The following is an 18,794-nucleotide window of genomic DNA, read 5'->3' on the forward strand; positions in this document are numbered from 1 at the left end:
GGACCGGTCACGGTCCGGCCTCGGAGCGCCCCCCTTGATCGGTCTGCGACGATGTGTCCATGCACGAAGCGGACACGCGTACGGACGAGGCGCGCACGGACCATGCGCCCACAGGCCATGCACGTACGGGCGATGCACGTACGGAACACCCGGCGGCCCCCGCCCACGTCGTCGTGGTCGGCGGCGGGATCGCCGGTCTCGCGGCCGCCCACCGGCTGCTCGCCGCCGGCGCCCGGGTGACCCTCTTCGAGGCGTCCGCGCGCCTCGGCGGCAAGCTGTACACCGCCGAACTCGCCGGAGCCCCCGTCGACCTCGGCGCCGAGTCCCTGCTCGCCCGCCGCCCCGAGGCCCTGGACCTCGCCCGGGCCGTCGGCCTCGGCGACGCCCTGCAGCCCCCCGCCACCGCCACCGCCAGGCTGTGGACCCGGGGCGTGCTCCGCCCGATGCCGGGCGGCCACCTCATGGGTGTCCCCGGCGATCTCGGCCCGCTCGCCGCCTCGGGGGTGCTGTCCGACGAGGGCCTGGCCCGCGCCCGGGCCGAACGCACCGCCCCGCCGGGTACGGACGCGGAGCTCCCCGCCGACGTCGCCGTCGGCGAGTACGTCGCCGCACGGCTCGGCCGCGAGGTCGTCGACCGGCTGGTCGAGCCGCTGCTCGGCGGCGTGTACGCCGGCGACGCCTACCGGATCTCCATGCACGCCGCCGTCCCCGCCCTGTACGAGGCGCTGCGCGCCGACCGCTCCCTCACCGAGAGCGTCCGCTCCGTGCAGCGGGCCGCCGCCGAGCGGACCCACGCCGTCGGCGCCGCCGCGGCCGGCCCGGTCTTCGCCGGCATCGAGGGCGGCATCGGCCGCCTCCCGCTCGCCGTCGCCGACGCCTGCCGGGCGGCCGGCGCCCGCATCCACACCGGCACCCCGGTCCGCGAGCTGGCCCGTACGCCGCACGGCTGGCGGGTCACCACCGCCGACGGCCGGGCCACCGAGGCCGACGCCGTGGTCCTCGCGGCCCCGGCCGGGCCCGCCGCCCGGCTGCTCGCCCCGCACGCCCCGGCGGCCGCCGCCGGACTCGACGCCGTCGAGTACGCCTCGATGGCCCTGGTCACCCTGGCCGTGCGGCGGTCCGAGCTGCCCGCGCCGATCGCCGAGGGCGGGTCCAGCGGTTTCCTGGTGCCGCCCGTGGACGGCCGTACGGTCAAGGCGTCGACCTTCTCCGGCAACAAGTGGGCCTGGAACGCCGACCCCGAACTCTTCCTGCTGCGCGCCTCGGTGGGCCGCCACGGCGACGAGAAGGACCTCGACCGCGAGGACCCCGAGCTGGTCGCGGCCGCCCTCGCCGACCTCGGTGACGCCGTCGGCCTGACCGCCCGGCCGGTCGCCGCCACCGTCACCCGCTGGGACGGCGGGCTGCCCCAGTACCCGGTCGGCCACCTGGACCGGGTCGCCCGGATCCGGGCCGCCGTCGCCGAGGTGCCGGGGCTGGCGGTCTGCGGCGCCCTCTACGACGGCGTCGGCATCCCCGCCTGCATCGCGAGCGCGCGGGCCGCGGTGGACGCGCTGGCGGGCGTGACCGGCGCCGCAGGTGACGGACCGGACGGCGTACGGCGGCCCGGAGCCGGCGGACCGGGCACCCCAGGCACGGAGCACCGACCGGGGCAGGGACAATAGGCACATGACTGCACCAGAGAAGATCCCCAACGCGGGGAAGAAGGCCAAGGACCTCAACGAGGTCATTCGCTACACCCTGTGGTCCGTCTTCAAGCTGAAGGACGTGCTCCCCGAAGACCGCGCCGGCTTCGCCGACGAGGTGCAGGAGCTCTTCGACCAGCTCGCCGCGAAGGACATCACCGTCCGCGGTACCTATGACGTGTCCGGCCTGCGCGCCGACGCGGACATCATGATCTGGTGGCACGCCGAGACCTCGGACGAGCTGCAGACCGCCTACAACCTGTTCCGCCGCACCAAGCTCGGCCGCGCGCTGGAGCCGGTCTGGTCGAACATGGCGCTGCACCGCCCCGCCGAGTTCAACAAGTCCCACATCCCGGCCTTCCTGGCCGACGAGGTCGCCCGCGACTACGTCAGCGTCTACCCGTTCGTGCGCTCGTACGACTGGTACCTGCTGCCCGACGAGGACCGCCGCCGGATGCTCGCCGACCACGGCAAGATGGCCCGTGGTTACCCCGACGTCCGCGCCAACACCGTCGCCTCCTTCTCCCTGGGCGACTACGAGTGGCTGCTCGCCTTCGAGGCCGACGAGCTGTACCGGATCGTCGACCTGATGCGCCACCTGCGCGCCTCGGAGGCCCGTATGCACGTCCGTGAAGAGGTCCCCTTCTTCACCGGGCGCCGCAAGTCCGTCGCCGACCTGGTCGCCGGACTCGCCTGATACCTCCCCACGGGGGGAAGGACCGGAGGGACACGCCGTCACGTGCCCGCTCCGGTGGATCGGGAGGCCGGGGCACGGCACCGACCCCCGAAACGACGCAGCCGGAGCCCCCGCCCGGAAGTTCAGACCGCCGGAGGCGGCAGCGACCGAACGGTCGCGGCCGCCCGGCCGTCCAGCGACACCGGTGCGGGCTCCGGATGCGGCGCACACTCCGACCGCGGACCCGCCGTGTCCCCGGTCAGCAGGTACCGCTCCACATGGCGGTCCACGCAGGCGTTGCGGCCGCCGACCACCCCGTGGGCGCCGGCGCCCACCTCGGTCACCAGGGCCGCGGCCGGTCCCAGCCGCCGCTGCAGCTCCAGTGCCCCCGCATAGGGGGTGGCCGCGTCCCGTTCCGCGGCCACGATCAGCACCGGGGGCAGCCCGGCCCGGTCCGCACCCGTTTCCGCGCCGGCTCCCGTTGCGCCCGTTCCCGCCGCGGAGAACGCGCCCACGTCCACCGGCTGCTGCCGGTCCGTCACCGGCCAGTACGCGCAGGGCAGGTTGAGCCAGGCGTTCGGCCAGGTCTCGAAGGGCGCACGGCGCGCCAGTTCCGTGTGGTCGCGGTCCCAGACGGCGAAATCGGCGGGCCAGGAAGCGTCGTTGCACAGCACGGCCGTGTACACCGCCGTGGCGTTCTCCTCCTCCGCGGCCCGCTCCGGATCGGGCGCGGCCAGCTCCACCAGCGGCTCCGGGTCGCCGGCCAGGAAGGCGGCCAGCGCGGCCGCCCGCTGCGGCCACACCTCGTCGTAGTACGCCGCCTTCAGATAGGCCGCCTGCAGTTCCCCGGTGCCCACCAGCCCGCCGGCCGGCCGCCGCGCCACGACCTCCCGCACCCGCTCCCAACTGGCCCGCACCGCCGCCGGGGTGGCGCCCAGCCCGTAGGTGGCGTGGTGCCTCGCCGTCCAGGCCCGGAAGTCGTACCAGCGCCGTTCGAAGGCCGCCGACTGGTCCAGGTTGTTCCGGTACCAGATGTGCCGCGGGTCGGGGTTGACGGCCGAGTCGAAGACCAGCCGGCGGACGTGGCCGGGGTAGAGGGTGGCGTACACCGCGCCGAAGTAGGTGCCGTAGGAGGCGCCGAGGAAGTTCAGCCGCCGCTCGCCCAGCGCGGCCCGCAGCACGTGCAGGTCGCGGACGTTGTCCAGGGTGGTGTAGTGGGCGAGGGCCGTGCCCGCGCGTTCCGCGCAGCCCCGGGCGTAGGCGCGGGCCAGTGCGACGCGCTCCCGCTTGTACGCCGCCGAGGGCGCGGCCGGGTCCTGGCGCGGTGCCCGCGCGTGTTCGGCGGGGGAGCGGCAGCTGAGCGGGGCGGAGCCGCCGACGCCGCGCGGGGCGTAGCCGACCAGGTCGTAGGCGGCGGAGATGCGGCGCCACTCCGGGAGGCCGGCGACCGCCGGGAAGAAGGTGCCGGAGGCGCCGGGGCCGCCGGGGTTGAAGACCAGCGCGCCCTGGCGGTGGGCGGTCTTGTGGCCGGTGGTGCCACCACCGGCCGGCAGCCGGCTGACGGTGAGGGAGATCTGCGGGCCGTCCGGGCGGGTGTAGTCGAGCGGCACCCGCAGCCGGGCGCAGCCGACCCCGTCGGGCAGCTGCTCGTCCGTGGGGCAGGGGCCGAACGCGAGCGGGCGGGCCGCCGCCCGTCGGGCGGCGAGCTCGGCGCCGGCCGCCGCGGCCGGGTCCTGGCCGGCGGAGGCGGCGGAGTCCGTGGAGTCGGTGGATTCGGCGGGGACGGCGGGGGAGGCGGACGGGGTGGGGGCGACGGGCGTGGCGGACCGGGTGGGGGCTGCGGCGCGGGCCGGGGCGTGGGTGCACAGGGCGAGCGCGAGCACCGCCGCGGCGGCTCCGTAACGGGCGGGCGGAGTCCGCATGGGGGCGGCCCCTTTCATGTCATCGGACGGTCCGATGACATGTCCGGGCGGCCCGGATGTAAAGGAGACCGGGCGGGTGTCGCGGTCAATGACCCCGTTGCCGCGGAATGAGCGCCCGGTCGTCGCAGGACAGGGCGGCCCGTACGCCCGGGTCGGGGACCGCGGAGATTCCGCGCACGGCCACGGCGGTCAGGTAGCCGCCGTCCGCCAGGTCCACCCCGGAGAGCAGCCGCTGCCCGGCCGGGGAGGCCCAGGCGGAGTGCTGCAGGCCGTCGGACACCGCCATCGCCAGACAGGCGAGGGCCAGGACGAGCGGCAGCGCGAACCAGCACAGGACCAGCCGGGCGGGGGTGCCGCCGCCGGGTACCGAGAGGGCGGCCGCGCACAGGGCGAGCACCAGCAGGGCGGCGCCGCACACCGCGCGGACCCCTTGGGAGACGCCGGAGCGGACCTCCTCGCGGATCGCCAGCCCGGCCGCGCAGAGGCGTTCGGCGAGCTGCCCGACGGGGGCGGCCGCCGCCACGGCACCGCGGACGTCCGCGATCGGGGACTGGCCGTCCGGGCCGAACGCGGCGAGCACGGACCGCTCCAGGGCGTCCCGGCCCACCGGGTCGACCACGGTCGCCCAGCCGGTGTGGGCGAGCAGCAGACGCCCTTCGCGCTCCATGGCGACGAGCGTCAGCTCGGCGACCCGCTGCGGGCCGCCCGCGAGGTACGCGGCTTCGCAGCGGGTCAGCTCCCCGGGCCGGCGGACGGTGACCGGGCCGGCGGGTGGCTCGGCGGCTTCGGCGGCTGATCGCACGAGGAGGGTGCACGAGACGAGCACCCCCGCCCAGGCGACCAGCAGGAACAGGACCCAGAACATGGGAGGTTTCTACAAGGAGGAGAACTGCCCGGTCAGGGGCCGGTGCCGAGGTGTGAACACCTTGTGATGCGTCCGTGATGCGCCGTCAGGAACTGCTGCCGCAGCTGGAACCGGACGAACTGCCGCAACTCGATCCCGAGGAACAGGAGCTCGACCCGGAGGAGCAGCTCGAAGCGCTGCCACAGCTCGAACCGGTGCTGCCGCCACAGCCGGACGAGCCGCCGCAGGACCCCGTACCGCCGTGGCCGCCGTGACTGCCGTGACCCCCGTGACCCCCGTGGCCTCCGTGACCGGAGTGGCCGCTGTCACCGCTGCCACCGCCGCCGCCGCTGTCGGAGCCGGCGGCGCACCACCAGGCGGCCGCGGTCTCGGAGCCGTCGGAACCGCCGCGGTGACCCGGCCCGTGCCCGGGCCGCGCGGAGGCCGCCGACCCGGGCAGGGTCAGCTGCCGCCGCAGCAGCGGATCGGGCACCCCGGCCGGGCCGTGCAGCGCGACCCGCACCCGGGGGTCCCCGGAGGCCCCGTGGGCCCGGCGGTAGCCCTCCAGCGCGGCCCGCCCGGCCGCCGTCGTACGCCGTCCGGCGGCCACGCCCAGCAGCACCGCGGCGACGATGCCGAGGACCGGCGCGGGCAGTGCGGCGAGGGCCGGACCGGTGTCGACCGCGGCCAGGACGGCGAGCACCGGCAGCGAGACCAGGCAGGCCACGCCCTGTACGGCAGCCCGGGTGCCGGGACGGGACATCGCCCCCGGCGGGACCAGCAGCCCGCGCGCGGCGAGCGCCTCGCCGGTCTGCCGGACCGCGGGATGCGTCTGCACGGTGGCGCGCAGCGGGCCCAGGGCGCCGCTGACCGCTCCGCCGAACACCTCCAGTACGGCCCGCTCGACCGGGTCGTTGCCGTGTGCGCCGGTGCGCACCTGCACGATGCCCGGACCGCCGATCATCATCCGGCCGTCGTAACAGAGCGAGACCAGGGCCGTCTCCACGACCCGGCGCGGGCCACCGGTGAGGAAGGCGGCGCCGGAGGCGTCCAGGACGGGCGGGACGGCCGGGGCGGTGCCCCGGGCGCGCCGGAAGGCGAGTGCCGTGTACGCGGTCGAGGCGAGTACGCCGAGCCAGACGGCGATGCTGACGACGATCATGCGGCGGCCCGCCTCGGGAGGCGTGGCAGGCGGGGCAGGCCGAGGCCGAGGCGGCGGGCCCACCGGCCCACCCGGCCGTTCGGGAGGCTGCCCGCCCGGTCCTGCCACCACTGGGTGAGCAGGCGGCGTGCGTCGGGGTCCTCCGGGAGCCCGCGGACGAGCAGGTGCTCGGCGAAGTCCAGGGCGTCCCGCCGGTACCCGCCGGTCAGCGGCCGGTGCCGGGCGTAGCCGACGTAGGCCGTGCGGTACGCCTCCCGGCCGCCGAGGATCCCGACCAGCTCGGGCGCGACCTTCCGCACCACGGAGGCCCGCTTGGCCAGGAGCGCCCGCGCCTGTACGGCGATCCGCTGCCGGTCGAAGCCCTCCGGCACCGGCGTCCCCGCCACCAGTGCCGACAGCAGCGCCGTCTGCGCCACCGAGACCCTGTTGCGGGCCGCATCCGCGTCCCGGGAGGTCCGGCCGGGCGCCGGCGCGGGACCGTCCGCGGTCCGCGGCCCGCCGGTGGCCGTGACGACCGCGGCGGCATCCGCGGCACCGGTGACATCCGCGGCGCAGGCGGCACCCGCGGCACCCGCGGCGGCGGTCAGGGCCGCGCGTATCGCGGTGAGTTCACCCGCCAGCTCCGCCTCCGGCGGGAAGTCGTCGTCCCGCTCCAGCAGCACCCCCGGCGGGTCCACCCGTTCCCGCAGCGCGCCCAGCAGGCCGAGGATCTCCGGGGTGACCGGGTGCGCGTGCGTGTCGTGCCACACCCCGTCCCGTTCCAGGCCCCCGGCCACGTGCACGTACGCCAGCGCCTCGACCGGCAGCGCGTCCAGGACGGCGAGGGGGTCCTCGCCCCGGTTCACCCGGTTCGTGTGCAGGTTCGCCACGTCGATCAGCAGCCGTACGCCGGTCCGCTCGACCAGTTCCGCCAGGAAGGCGCCCTCGGTCAGTTCCTCCCCGGGCCACTGCACCAGCGCGGCGATGTTCTCCAGTGCCAGCGGTACCGGCAGGGCGTCCTGCGCGATCCGCACGTTCTCGCAGAGCACGTCCAGCGCGTCGCGGGTGCGCGGCACCGGCAGCAGGTGTCCGGCCTCCAGCGCCGGGGACTCGCTCCGTACGAAGGCGATGTGCTCGGTGACCAGCGGAGCGCCCAGCGCCACCGCCCGTTCGGCGAGGTTCGCGAGCCGGCCCGGGTCAGGGCGCTCCGCGCCGCCGATGCCCAGCGAGACGCCGTGCGGAACCACCGTCACCCCGCGCTCGCGCAGCCGTACCAGCGATTCCGGCAGGTGTCCGGGACAGATGTTCTCGGCCACCACCTCGACCCAGTCGAGTCCCGGCAGCCGTTCCACCGCGTCCGCGATCTCCGGCCGCCAGCCTATGCCCACCCCCAGGCGTGCCATGGGCTTCATGCCCCTCGCCCCCCTTCAGTCGTTCCGTGCCGGTGTGATGGCCCCGCCGCGGTGCGGCCAATCCCGGAGGCGCGGGTTCAGAGCAATATTTGAGCTTCGGTGAGCGTCCGCGACCGGTCGGCCGGTCGATCGGCCGGTCGATCGGCCGACCGGGTCCAGGGCAGGCCCGTGTCCGGCCGGCCGGTGTCAGGCGGAACGCCCGCCGGCCACCGCGCCGCCGCAATGATGGGGTGAGGAGGGCCTAGCCGCCCAGTCGTGTCCGCAGGGCGGGATGGTCGGCGATCACCGTTGCCGAGCCCGGGGCGATCTCGGTGAAGCCCGCGTCCCGGACCACCGGCAGTCCGCTCGCCGCCAGCGAGGCCCACTGTTCCGGCCCGGCGGCCGGCCGTACGGCCAGGGCGAAGCCGGAGTCACGCCAGGCGGCCCGCTCCGGGCCGGTCAGCTCCCACCAGGCCAGCTGCGCCGCGTGCCCGGCCTGGGCCATGGTCTTGCCGGCCGACATGCCGAGACCGGGGTTGAGCCAGAGCACCGGGATCCCGGGCTCCACCGGGCCGGCCGGCTCCGGGTCGTCCAGGTCGGTGCCCGAAACCTGGAGCTTGGCCAGCTCCTTGGGCCAGCCGTCGAGCGGTACCGGCGGGAACACCCGCACCTCCGCGCCCGCGCCCTCCACCGTGATCCCCGGCAGCGCGGACGCCTTGCGCCACTCCGCACCGCGGGCCCGCCGCACCACCTTGCGGATCCGCGCGTCCTGCCAGTCGCGGACCGCTTCCGCCCATTCGCCCTCGCCGAGGGCGCGTTCGTCGGAGAGCAGCACCAGCACGGCCCGCGCCGCCGTCTCCAGTGCGTCCGTACGGGCCGGCGGCGCGGCCTTCTCGATCCGCACCACCAGGGGCAGGACGAACTGGGGTGCCTCGTCGCGGGCGATCCGCTCCTGACGGAACGGGCTGTCCGCCCCGACGGCGGGCCGGTCTTCGGTGTGGTGGCTGCTCATCGACCACAGCATGCCAGGACCGGCGCGCGGGTCCGACTTCAGGATGACCCCCGGGCTTGCGGAGCGGCTTCCAGGATGATGCCCCCGGGCGCAGGGCCGGGCGACGATCGGGGCCATGAAGAGCGACCTGTTTGCCACCGAGCACCTTGCCCAGCCGTCCGCGGCCCCCGGCATGTCCCTGCAGAACGCCAAGTCCGTGAAGTACGCCGTCAACGGCGAGATGCTGGCCCGCCAGGGCTCGATGGTCGCGTTCCGCGGCAACCTGCAGTTCGAGCGCAAGGGCCAGGGCATCGGCGGCATGCTCAAGCGGGCCGTCACCGGCGAGGGCCTGGCCCTGATGTCGGTGCGCGGGCAGGGCGAGGCGTGGTTCGCGCACCGGGCCGGCAACTGCTTCATCGTCGACGTCGAGCAGGGCGACGCGTTCACCGTCAACGGCCGCAACGTGCTCTGCTTCGACTCCACCCTCGGCTACGAGATCAAGACCGTGAAGGGCGCCGGCATGACCGGCGGCGGCCTCTTCAACAGCGTCTTCACCGGCCACGGCAAGCTCGCCCTGGTCTGCGACGGCCACCCGATCGTCATCCCGGTCACCGCGCAGAGTCCGGTGTACGTGGACACGGACGCGGTGGTGGGCTGGAGCGCGCACCTGGAGACCGGGCTGCACCGCTCCCAGTCGGTGGGCTCGATGATCCGCGGCGGCTCCGGCGAGGCGGTGCAGCTCAGCCTGCGCGGTGACGGCTTCGTCATCGTCCGCCCGAGCGAGCTCACCGAGGTGGCGGCCGCCGGCTGACGGGTGCCGGGGGGACGGCCACGGGGAGACGGCCGCCGGCTGACGGCCGCCGCCCGACCGGCCGGCGGCCCGCCCGCGTGCCGCCTCAGGTGCCGATCAGCTCGGACACCTTGACGAACCGGTAGCCCCGCTTGCGCAGCTCCGGGACGATGGTCCGGATGGCCTCCTCGGTCACCGGGGCGGCGCTGCGGGTGCAGTGCATGACCACCACCGAGCCGGGCTTGACCCCGGCCAGCACCTGCTCGGCCACCGCCACCGGGTCCTTGGCGAAGGCGTCCCCGCTGACCACGTCCCACTGGACGGCGGTGACCCCGGCGGTGGACAGCGCCCGCAGGGCCCGGTCGTCGTAGCAGCCGCCGGGGAAGCGGAAGTACGGGACGGTGTTGACCGCGCCGGCCTTGCGGAACGCCTCGAAGGCCCGGTCCACGTCGGCACGGACGGCGGCGCCGTCGAGGGCGGGCAGCCCGTAGCAGGGCGAGGTGAAGGCGTGGTGGCTGTAGGAGTGGTTGGCGATCTCGAACATCGGGTCGGTGCCGATGGACTTCGCCTGGTCCGGGTACTCCTCGGCCCACCGGCCCGTCATGAAGACGGTCGAGGGGACCTTCAGCCGCCGCAGGGTCTCGATCAGCGGGGGGTTGTCGAAGTGCTCGCCCTCGGCGGCGCGCGGCCCCTGGTCGGAGGTCATGTCGGCGTCGAAGGTCAGCGCGACGGTCTTGTCGGTCCGCTGCCGGGCCCGTTCGAAGACGGGCGTCAGCCCGCCCGGCCCGGGCGCCAGCATCGGGGGCCGCTTGCCCGGCTGCCGGGCCGGACCGGGAGCGGCCGGGGCCCCCGGGGACGCAGAGGCGGAGCCGGGCGCCGGTGCCGGGCCGGACGCGGCGGCCGGGGCGGAGGGGCCGGTGCGGTCGCCGGTCCCCCGCCGGATGTCGGAGGAGGCCGACCCGCCGGATCCGCCGGCGCATCCGGCGAGCACGGCACCGAGCACCGCGAGGGCGGCCGCACTGCGGAGGGAGCGTCCGGTGCGCCCGGAGCGCGTGCGACGTGCGGAACGTTCGGAACGTACGGAACGTGCGGAAACTGTCACGCACGCAAACTATATGACTATCTGCCAAGCGGCTTTACGGCGCTCACGGTGCCGGAGCCGGCCACCGGATCTCGCGGTTCCGTGTCCTCCGGATGCCCCAGCCCCGGTTTGCCGACCGGCCGGACGCGGTACCGCGGGGCCGGTCAGCGCCAGGGGCCCGTCACCGCGAAGGTCGTGCCCGGGGCGTAGGCGTTGACGAACATGGTGCGGCCGTCCGGGGCGAAGGTCACACCGGCGAACTCGCCCCACTCAGGGGAACCCGGCGCGCCGATGTCGTCGGCGTTGCGGGCCACCGGGTAGACCTCGCCCTGCCGCGTCACCCCGAACACGTACTGCGCCCCGCCGCCGTCCTCGCACACCATCAGGCCGCCGCCGGGCGCCAGGCAGATGTTGTCGGGGGAGTCCCCGGGCAGCTCCGTGTCCGTCGCCGGGCCGAACAGGACCTCCAGCCGGACCCGCGCCTGCCGCGGGTCGTAGTGCCAGACCTGGCCGAAGTGGTCCGCGGACGCGCCCTCGCGGGAGCGGGCGTAGCTGGAGACGAAGTACACGCCGGTGCCGCTCCAGTAGCAGCCCTCCAGCTTCTGCGCGTGGGTGATGCCGCCCGGGCCGAAGTCCTGGAGCCGGATCGGGGTGCCGTTCGCCGAGGGGTCCGGCACCGGGACCCACCGCACCGGGAAGGAGGCCCCCGGCTCGGTGACCAGTGCCAGGTCCGGCACCCCGGGCACGCGCATGGCCTCCAGCCGGCCGCCGGCCCGCAGCGAGCCCCGGCCGCCCAGCGGTACGTCGGGCAGGAAGCGGTAGAAGAGGCCGAACGGCCGGACGAAGGCGTCCTCGGTCTCGTAGACCACGCCCCGGTACGGATCCACCGCCACCGCCTCGTGGGCGAACCGGCCCAGCGCGGTCAGCGGCACCGCACCGGTGCGGTGCGGGTCGGCCGGGTCCACCTCGAAGACGTAGCCGTGGTCCTTCTCGTAGCCGTCCTTGCCCGCCCGGTCCTCGGTCTCCTCGCAGGTCAGCCAGGTGTGCCAGGGGGTGCTGCCGCCCGCGCAGTTGACCGCCGTACCGGCGATGCCCACCCGTTCCCCGGCGACCTCGCCCCGCTCGTCCAGGGAGAGCACCGTGCAGCCGCCGCGCGCGCCCGGGTCGTAGGTCAGGCCGGGCACGGCCGGGACCCGCAGCGCCGCGGCCGCCCGGTTCTCGTGGTTGCGCACCAGCCGGATCCGCCCGGCACCGGCGGCGAAGGCGCCCATGCCGTCGCAGTTGGCCGGAACCGGCCCCTCGCCCGAGGCCATCGGGTCGCCGGCCCGGGACAGCACGCGGTAGCGGAAGCCCTCCGGCAGGTCGAGCAGTCCGGCCGGATCGGGCAGCAGCGGCCCGTACCCGGCGGCTTCCGGTGCCGGCGCGGCGGCGGTGGTTCCGCCGAACAGCGCGCCCAGCGCACCGCTGAAGACCACCCCGCCCAGGATCTGACGTCGTGTCGCTGACATGGGCCCGTCGTACCACGCGGCGGCACGGGGGACCCGTACCGCCGCGCAGGCGGGTGAACGCGCGGGCTCAGGCGAGCTTGGCGCTCAGCGTGATCGTCGTGCCGGTCAGGGCCTGGCTGACAGGGCAGTTCTTCTTGGCGTCCTCGGCGGCGGCGACGAAGGCGTCGTCGTCAATGCCGGGCACCTCGCCCTCCACCGTGAGGTGGATGCCGGTGATGCCCTCACCGGGCTGGAAGGTGACGTCGGCCTTGGTCTCCAGGCGGGTGGGCGGGGTGCCCTTGCCGGCCAGGCCGTGGGACAGGGCCATCGAGAAGCAGCTGGAGTGGGCGGCCGCGATCAGCTCCTCCGGGCTGGTCTTCCCGTTCGGCGCCTCGGAGCGGGCCGGCCAGGAGACGTCGTAGGAGCCGATGCCCGAGGAATCGAGGGTGACGACACCCTTGCCCTCCAGCAGGTTGCCTTCCCAGACGGTGTGGGCGTGACGCGTGGTGGCCATCGTGGATCCCTTCGCAAGAGGCGGATACGGCCGGGCGGTGCGCGGCGCACGGCACGTACGGGGTCCGCCGCTCGTGTGCGGATCGCGCACACGGCGGGCACGGCCCGTACGGCACGCGGCCGAGCGGTGGCCCGGCGCTCCCAAACCTACTGCTCCACAAGCCCCTTCGCGTCGCGGGCGAGCGCGGTGAGCCGCGAGATGGCGCGGAAGTACTTCTTTCGATAGCCGCCGTTCAGCATTTCTTCGCTGAACAGCCGGTCGAAGGGGACCCCGGAGGCGAGCACGGGTATCTCCCGGTCGTACAGGCGGTCGGCGAGGACCACCAGGCGCAGCGCGGTCGACTGGTCGGGCACCGGGCCGACGTCGGTCAGGCAGACCGCCGCCATGCCCTCGGTCAGCGCGCCGTAGCGGCTGGGGTGGACCCGGGCGAGGTGGTCCAGCAGGTGCGGGAAGTCGTCGAGACTGGCGTCCGGGGTGGCGTACGCGGCCTTGGTGACCTGCTCTTCGGAGTGCGGCGCGGGGGCCTGCGGCAGTCCGCGGTGGCGGAAGTCCTCGCCGTCGATCCGCAGCGGGTGGAAATGGGCGGAGAGCCCCTGTATCTCGCGGAGGAAGTCGACCGCGGCGAACCGGCCCTCGCCCAGCTTGCCGGGCAGCGTGTTGGAGGTCGCGGCCAGCGCCACGCCCTGCTCGACCAGTTTGGCGAGCAGGGAGGAGACCAGGACGGTGTCGCCCGGGTCGTCGAGTTCGAATTCGTCGATGCACAGCAGCCGGTGCCCGCTCAGGGTCTGCACGGTCTGCTGGAAGCCGAGCGCGCCCACCAGGTTGGTGAGCTCCACGAAGGTGCCGAAGGCCTTGAGGGAGGGCTCGGCGGGGGTGGCGTGCCAGAGGGAGGCCAGCAGGTGGGTCTTGCCGACGCCGTAACCGCCGTCGAGGTAGACCCCGCGGGGGCCGGCCTGCGGCTTGGGGGCGCGGGAGAACCAGCGGCGCCTGCCGGCGCCGGAGGCGTGTGCCCCGCCGAGTCCGGCGGCGAAACCGCTCAGCGTGGTGACCGCCTGGGCCTGGCTGGGCTGGTTCGGGTCCGGGATGTACGTCTCGAAGCGCACCCCGTCGAAGCGGGGCGGCGGCACCATCTCGGCGACGAGCCGTTCGGCGGGTACGCGGGGCTCGCGGGCGCACAGCGCGTGCGGTCCCGCCTCGGCTATGTGGCTCCGTCCGGCAGCGCCGCCGGACGTGGTGATCGACGTTGACACAGCATTCCACTCTACGGCGTGACAGACTGCGGCCCATGCGCCGCCTGTTCCCTGTGACCGATCAGACACTGGCCGAGACCGACCGGGAGTGGTCGCTGGACGAGCTCGCGGAGGCGTACGCGTACCCTCCGCTGACCGGTGGTGACCGAGTGTCGCCGCACTGGCTGCGCGGCAACATGGTCGGCACCCTGGACGGCGCGGCCCAGCACGACGGGCGTTCGCAGCCCATCTCCGGCGACACCGACATGCGGATCTTCGGCACCCTGCGGGCGCTGGCCGATGTGGTGGTCGTCGGTGCGGAAACGGTTCGTCAGGAGGGGTACCGGCCCGCCCGGGCCCGGGAGGCCTTCGCGGCCCGCCGGGCGGCCGCCGGACAGGGCCCCGCACCGGCCATCGCGGTGGTCACGGCCAGTCTGGACCTGGACTTCTCGCTGCCGCTGTTCACCGCCCCGCTGGTGCCCACCCTGGTGCTCACCGGGGCCGGCGCGCCCGCGGACCGGGTGGCGGAGGCGGCCGCGGCGGGCGCCGAGGTCGTGGTGGCGGGGGAAGGCGCCGGGGTGGACCCGGCGCGGGTCGTACGGGAGCTGGCCGCGCGGGGTCTCGTACGGCAGCTCACCGAGGGCGGGCCGCGGCTGCTGGGGCAGTTCGTGGCCGCCGGAGTGCTGGACGAGCTGTGCCTGACCGTGTCGCCGGTGCTCACCGCGGGTGACGCCCAGCGCATCACCGGAGGGCCCGGAGTGGACGTGCCGAAGCGGCTGGAACTGGCATCGCTGCTGGAAGAGGCCGGGTTCCTGTACACCCGCTACCGTCGGATCTGACAGGTTGCGGAATTTGTCGTTCCGCTTTGCTCCCGCTGGGCACTATTACCAGCGCGAGCCCCGTGCCGGAGCGGGGCAGGATGGTTTCCGCAGGGGCCGCCACGGCCCATGAAGGAGAGGGCGTCCGTGTTCACGAGCGTATTGATGATCGAGAAGCCTCTGACATCCGTAGACGTGGACTTCGTCACCACCCTGCACGGGGACGACCCGGTCTCCTTCTTCGTCCTCATGCAGCCCCGGGGGGACCAGGACCGGCTGCTGCGCGCCATCGACGACGTGGCCCTGGGAGAGCTCCCCGAGGCGATCCGGGAGGGCGACGAACCGGAGGGCGACGCTGCCCGCGGGCCGGCCCGGCAGGCCCTGGAGTACTCCCTGGACCAGCTCCGCAAGAGGGGCAGCCAGGCGGTCGGACGGCTGATCGACGACCATCCGCTGGACGTCCTGAGGTCGGTGGTCGAGGAATCGGGCGCCGACGAGGTCATCGTGCTGACCGCCCCCCACTTCGTGGAGGAGTTCTTCCACCGGGACTGGGCGTCCCGCGCCCGCCACAAGGTCGGGGTGCCGGTCCTGAAGCTGTTCGCGCACAACGAGTGACCGGCCCGCGCCGGGGGCGGTGACGTCACAGCCCTGCCACGAAGCGCCCGGCGCGCCGGACGCGGGGCGGCCGCGGGCCGGGCGAGCCACTAGTCTGGGCTCACCGGCACCCGGCCCCGGGTGCGAGCACGACCTCGACCTGGAGCATCCGCTATGACGCCCGGCCTGCCGACCGCCATGGACCGACCCCACTTCATCGGCATCGGCGGGGCGGGAATGTCCGGCATCGCGAAGATCCTCGCCCAGCGCGGCGGCCGGGTCGCCGGAAGCGACGCCAAGGACTCCGCCACCGCCGACGCGCTCCGCGCGCACGGTGCCACCGTCCACATCGGGCACTCCGCCGGCCACCTCGCCGACGACGCCACCTGCGTGGTCGTCTCCAGCGCCATCCGCGCCGACAACCCCGAGCTGGCCCGCGCCGCCGAGCTCGGCGTGCCCGTGGTGCACCGCTCGGACGCGCTGGCCGCGCTGATGGACGGCCTCCGCCCGATCGCCGTCGCCGGCACCCACGGCAAGACCACCACCACCTCCATGCTGGCGGTGTCCCTCTCCGCGCTCGGCCTGGACCCCTCCTACGCCATCGGCGGCGACCTGGACGCCCCGGGCTCCAACGCCCACCACGGCGCCGGCGACATCTTCGTCGCCGAGGCCGACGAGAGCGACCGCAGCTTCCACAAGTACGCGCCGCAGGTCGCCATCGTCCTCAACGCCGAGCTGGACCACCACGCCAACTACGCGTCGATGGAGGAGATCCACGACTCCTTCGTCACCTTCGCGGAGCGCATCACGCCCGACGGCACCCTGGTCGTCTCCGCCGACCAGGACGGCGCCGTCGAGCTGACCCGCCGCGTCCGCGCCGCCCGGCCCGCCCTGAAGGTGGTCACCTACGGCGAGTCCGCCACGGCGGACGTCCGCGTCACCGGCATCACCGCCCGGGGCCTGACCAGCGAGGTCACCGTCCTCCTCGACGGCCGCGAGATCGCCTTCACGGTCTCCGTCCCCGGCCGCCACTACGCGCTGAACGCGGTGGCCGCCCTCTCCGCCGGCGTGGCCCTCGGCGTCCCGGCCGCGGACCTGGCCGCCGCCCTCGGCAAGTACACCGGCGTCAAGCGCCGCCTCCAGCTCAAGGGCGAGGCCCGCGGCGTCCAGGTGATCGACTCCTACGCGCACCACCCGACCGAGATGTCGGCCGACCTGGAGGCGATCCGCGGAGCCGCCGGGGACTCCCGCATCCTGGTCCTCTTCCAGCCGCACCTGTTCTCCCGCACCCAGGAACTCGGCAAGGAGATGGGCCAGGCCCTCGCCCTCGCCGACGCCTCCGTGGTCCTGGACATCTACCCGGCCCGCGAGGACCCGGTCCCCGGGGTCACCAGCGAGATCATCATCGCGGCGGCCCGCGCCGCCGGCGCCGACGTCACCGCCGAACATGACAAGGACGCGGCTCCCTCGGTGCTCGCGGGAATGGCCAAGCCCGGCGACCTCGTTCTGACCATGGGCGCGGGCGACGTCACCGATCTCGGCCCCGAGATCCTCGCCCGCCTGGCCGACTGAGGAGAGCACCGTGCCGTACGAGATCGAGAAGTCCGACGAGCAGTGGCAGGCGGAGCTCACCCCGACCGAGTACCGGGTCCTCCGCCTGGCCGGCACCGAGCCCGCGTTCCGCGGCGAATACACGGACACCAAGACGGACGGCACCTACGCCTGCCGCGCCTGTGGGGCCGAACTCTTCCGCTCGGAGACCAAGTTCGAGTCCCACTGCGGCTGGCCGTCGTTCTTCGACCCCAAGGACTCGGACGCGGTCGAACTCATCGCCGACACCTCCCACGGCATGGTCCGCACCGAGGTCCGCTGCGCCCGCTGCGGCTCCCACCTGGGCCACGTCTTCGAGGGCGAGGGCTACCCCACCCCCACCGACCAGCGCTACTGCATCAACAGCATCTCCCTCCGCCTGGCCCCGGACGGCGACCAGGGCTGACCGCCCGCCGGCCCGGGGGAAGGCCCGTCACGGTCGCCACCCGGGGGCGGTGCTCACGGGGCGATCTCGAACGTCGGGGGCTTCAGGTCCTTGAGGCAGCCGGTGTCCGGGGACGTGGGCGAGTCGAAGAAGGACGCCGTGATGGCCTGGGCGCACTTCGAGGTCGCGAAGACCACGTGGGGTTCGTAGGGGACCGTGACGACGGTGGCCCGGGGCAGGGTGCGGGCCACGTACGGGCCGTTGTCCGCACCGGTCTGGGAGTCGAAGCCGCCCGACAGGGCAAGGGTGGGGATGTCGCTGCGGGTGGCGTCGCGGATCGAGCGCGGTGCCGCGGGGACGTTCCAGGCGTCGCAGTCCTGCCGGAGGAAGGCGAGCTGCGGGGCCTGGGCCTGGACCGAGCGGGGGAAGGACGGGAAGGCCTCCCGGCCGCCCCGGAGCGCCTGCGCCTGGCTCTCGTACGGCGTCCACTCGCTGCAGAAGACGCCGTAGACGAGACCGTGCGCGACCCGGCCCACGGCCTGGGGGCTGAGCTTGCCGCCCGCCCACTGCTGCGCGATGCGCTGCGGCTTGCCGTGGGCCAGTTCGTCGAGGGCCCGGGGCACCTGGGGTGCCACGTGGGTGGCCGAGGTCAGCCAGTTCACCAGGGCTGCACCGTCCAGCACCACCTTCACCGGCTTGTCGCTGCCGGGGAGCGTGACCGTGGTGGTGACCGGTTTGGCTTCGAGGTCGCGGACGAGCCGGTCGAAGGTGGCGGACAGGTTCGGGTAGCGCTCGTTGCAGGCGGGCTGTTGCGCGCACGCCTTGAACAGGCCGTCGAAGCCCTGCCGGGCGCTGCTCCAGGTGGCCGCCGAGCCGGACGTGGAGGGCGGCAGGATGCCGTCGATGCCCACCGAGCGGATCCCCTCGGGGTGCAGGCGCATGTAGGTCAGCGCCAGGTGGGTGCCGTAGGAGATGCCGAACACGTTCCACTGCGGGATGTCCAGGGCGCGGCGCAGGTCGGCGTAGTCGGCGGCGCTTTCGGTGTCGTTGTAGGCGCCGAGGTCGATCCCGCGGGCCGCCAGCTTGTCGCGGCATGCCTTCGTGGCCGCGACGTGGAGGCGCTCGGTGGACGGGGCGTCCTGGGCGAGGCCGACCGCGCGGGCGTTGAACTGGTCGATGTTCGGGCAGAGGAGGTCCGGCTCGGCCGAGTAGGTGCCGCGCTGGGACATGAGGATGACGTCCCGGTCGCGGTTCAGGCCGCCGTCGACGGCCAGTTTCGCCTCCCCGACGGCGTCGTCGCCGGGTCCGCCGGCGAGCCATGCGATCGGGTCGGCTTTCGGCTTCGCGGCCTTCGCCGGCACGATCGCCACTCCGAGGGTGATCTGCCGGCCGCCGGGCTCGGCGCGGTTCTCGGGCACGGTGAGGGTTCCGCAGCGGGCCCCTGCGAGGGCGGCGACCGGTTCCGGCGTCTTCGGGCAGGGGCCGGGCTCGTAGCGGGCGTCGCCCACGGTGCGGGCGACCGTGCCGGTCGCTCCTCCGGGGGTCTCGTCCTGTGCGCCCGCGGGGGCCGCGAGCAGGCCGGTGACGAGGATTCCGGCCGTCGCGGCGGCCGACCTGGTGCGCAACCGCCGTACGTGTGGGCGTGCCATCTGCCCT

Annotated in this window: 17 protein-coding genes; 7 read left to right on the forward strand and 10 right to left on the reverse strand. The window is 74.7% G+C overall.

Annotation, left to right across the window (positions count from 1 at the left end):
- Positions 1–59 precede the first annotated feature (59 nt).
- The gene (hemG, locus tag AB0O36_RS01245; protein ID WP_365102263.1) at positions 60–1,664 is read left to right on the forward strand and encodes a protoporphyrinogen oxidase; all 1,605 of its coding nucleotides are present in this window, start codon (positions 60–62) and stop codon (positions 1,662–1,664) included.
- Between the two features lie 4 nt (positions 1,665–1,668).
- Positions 1,669–2,382 (forward strand): hydrogen peroxide-dependent heme synthase, encoded by a 714-nt coding sequence (hemQ, locus tag AB0O36_RS01250; protein WP_365102266.1) that lies wholly within the window; start codon positions 1,669–1,671, stop codon positions 2,380–2,382.
- Positions 2,383–2,504: 122 nt separating this feature from the next.
- Here the strand turns inward: hemQ and AB0O36_RS01255 are convergent, their stop codons facing one another.
- The 5 genes from AB0O36_RS01255 to AB0O36_RS01275 all read right to left on the reverse strand — a co-directional run bounded on the left by AB0O36_RS01255 (position 2,505) and on the right by AB0O36_RS01275 (position 8,671).
- The gene (locus AB0O36_RS01255) at positions 2,505–4,283 is read right to left on the reverse strand and encodes an alpha/beta fold hydrolase (protein ID WP_365102269.1); all 1,779 of its coding nucleotides are present in this window, start codon (positions 4,281–4,283) and stop codon (positions 2,505–2,507) included.
- Positions 4,284–4,368: 85 nt separating this feature from the next.
- A complete protein-coding gene (locus AB0O36_RS01260; protein ID WP_365102271.1) occupies positions 4,369–5,148 on the reverse strand; it encodes a TIGR04222 domain-containing membrane protein in 780 nt (259 codons plus the stop codon).
- A gap of 85 nt (positions 5,149–5,233) precedes the next feature.
- Complete coding sequence (locus tag AB0O36_RS01265) at positions 5,234–6,289, reverse strand: TIGR04222 domain-containing membrane protein (RefSeq protein WP_365102273.1); 1,056 nt, start codon at positions 6,287–6,289, stop codon at positions 5,234–5,236.
- The gene (locus tag AB0O36_RS01270; RefSeq protein ID WP_365102275.1) at positions 6,286–7,680 is read right to left on the reverse strand and encodes a DUF692 domain-containing protein; all 1,395 of its coding nucleotides are present in this window, start codon (positions 7,678–7,680) and stop codon (positions 6,286–6,288) included. Before AB0O36_RS01270 ends, AB0O36_RS01265 begins: the two co-directional genes overlap by 4 nt.
- Positions 7,681–7,921: 241 nt before the next feature.
- Positions 7,922–8,671: an aminoacyl-tRNA hydrolase gene (locus AB0O36_RS01275; RefSeq protein ID WP_365102277.1), complete on the reverse strand. Its 750-nt coding sequence runs from the start codon at positions 8,669–8,671 to the stop codon at positions 7,922–7,924.
- Between the two features lie 115 nt (positions 8,672–8,786).
- Here AB0O36_RS01275 and AB0O36_RS01280 point away from each other — a divergent pair, with 115 nt between their 5' ends.
- Positions 8,787–9,461 carry an AIM24 family protein gene (locus AB0O36_RS01280; RefSeq protein ID WP_365102280.1) on the forward strand — a complete coding sequence of 225 codons (675 nt, stop codon included), beginning with the start codon at positions 8,787–8,789 and terminating at the stop codon, positions 9,459–9,461.
- A gap of 85 nt (positions 9,462–9,546) precedes the next feature.
- On the opposite strand, the gene AB0O36_RS01285 is transcribed toward AB0O36_RS01280, so the two are convergent.
- The 4 genes from AB0O36_RS01285 to zapE form a co-directional block, all read right to left on the reverse strand.
- Complete coding sequence (locus tag AB0O36_RS01285; protein ID WP_365102550.1) at positions 9,547–10,383, reverse strand: polysaccharide deacetylase family protein; 837 nt, start codon at positions 10,381–10,383, stop codon at positions 9,547–9,549.
- A 302-nt stretch (positions 10,384–10,685) separates the two neighbouring features.
- Positions 10,686–12,029: an alkaline phosphatase PhoX gene (locus tag AB0O36_RS01290; protein WP_365102282.1), complete on the reverse strand. Its 1,344-nt coding sequence runs from the start codon at positions 12,027–12,029 to the stop codon at positions 10,686–10,688.
- A 67-nt stretch (positions 12,030–12,096) separates the two neighbouring features.
- Positions 12,097–12,522: an OsmC family protein gene (locus AB0O36_RS01295; RefSeq protein ID WP_365102285.1), complete on the reverse strand. Its 426-nt coding sequence runs from the start codon at positions 12,520–12,522 to the stop codon at positions 12,097–12,099.
- Between the two features lie 146 nt (positions 12,523–12,668).
- Positions 12,669–13,760 (reverse strand): cell division protein ZapE, encoded by a 1,092-nt coding sequence (zapE, locus tag AB0O36_RS01300; protein ID WP_365102553.1) that lies wholly within the window; start codon positions 13,758–13,760, stop codon positions 12,669–12,671.
- A 47-nt stretch (positions 13,761–13,807) separates the two neighbouring features.
- On the opposite strand from zapE, the gene AB0O36_RS01305 reads away from it, so the two are divergent.
- The 4 genes from AB0O36_RS01305 to msrB all read left to right on the forward strand — a co-directional run bounded on the left by AB0O36_RS01305 (position 13,808) and on the right by msrB (position 17,159).
- Positions 13,808–14,590 (forward strand): pyrimidine reductase family protein, encoded by a 783-nt coding sequence (locus tag AB0O36_RS01305; RefSeq protein WP_365102287.1) that lies wholly within the window; start codon positions 13,808–13,810, stop codon positions 14,588–14,590.
- Positions 14,591–14,716: 126 nt separating this feature from the next.
- On the forward strand, positions 14,717–15,184 hold the full coding sequence (locus AB0O36_RS01310; protein WP_365102289.1) for an indole-3-glycerol phosphate synthase: 468 nt from the start codon (positions 14,717–14,719) through the stop codon (positions 15,182–15,184).
- A gap of 153 nt (positions 15,185–15,337) precedes the next feature.
- Positions 15,338–16,735: a UDP-N-acetylmuramate--L-alanine ligase gene (gene murC, locus AB0O36_RS01315; protein WP_365102291.1), complete on the forward strand. Its 1,398-nt coding sequence runs from the start codon at positions 15,338–15,340 to the stop codon at positions 16,733–16,735.
- Positions 16,736–16,745: 10 nt separating this feature from the next.
- Complete coding sequence (msrB, locus tag AB0O36_RS01320; RefSeq protein ID WP_365102293.1) at positions 16,746–17,159, forward strand: peptide-methionine (R)-S-oxide reductase MsrB; 414 nt, start codon at positions 16,746–16,748, stop codon at positions 17,157–17,159.
- A gap of 53 nt (positions 17,160–17,212) precedes the next feature.
- On the opposite strand, the gene AB0O36_RS01325 is transcribed toward msrB, so the two are convergent.
- Positions 17,213–18,787, reverse strand: coding sequence for an alpha/beta fold hydrolase (locus AB0O36_RS01325; protein WP_365102296.1), 1,575 nt, complete (start codon positions 18,785–18,787; stop codon positions 17,213–17,215).
- Positions 18,788–18,794 lie beyond the last annotated feature (7 nt).

It is taken from the genome of Streptomyces sp. NPDC089799, assembly GCF_040684755.1.
In the GTDB taxonomy this organism is placed as follows: domain Bacteria; phylum Actinomycetota; class Actinomycetes; order Streptomycetales; family Streptomycetaceae; genus Streptomyces.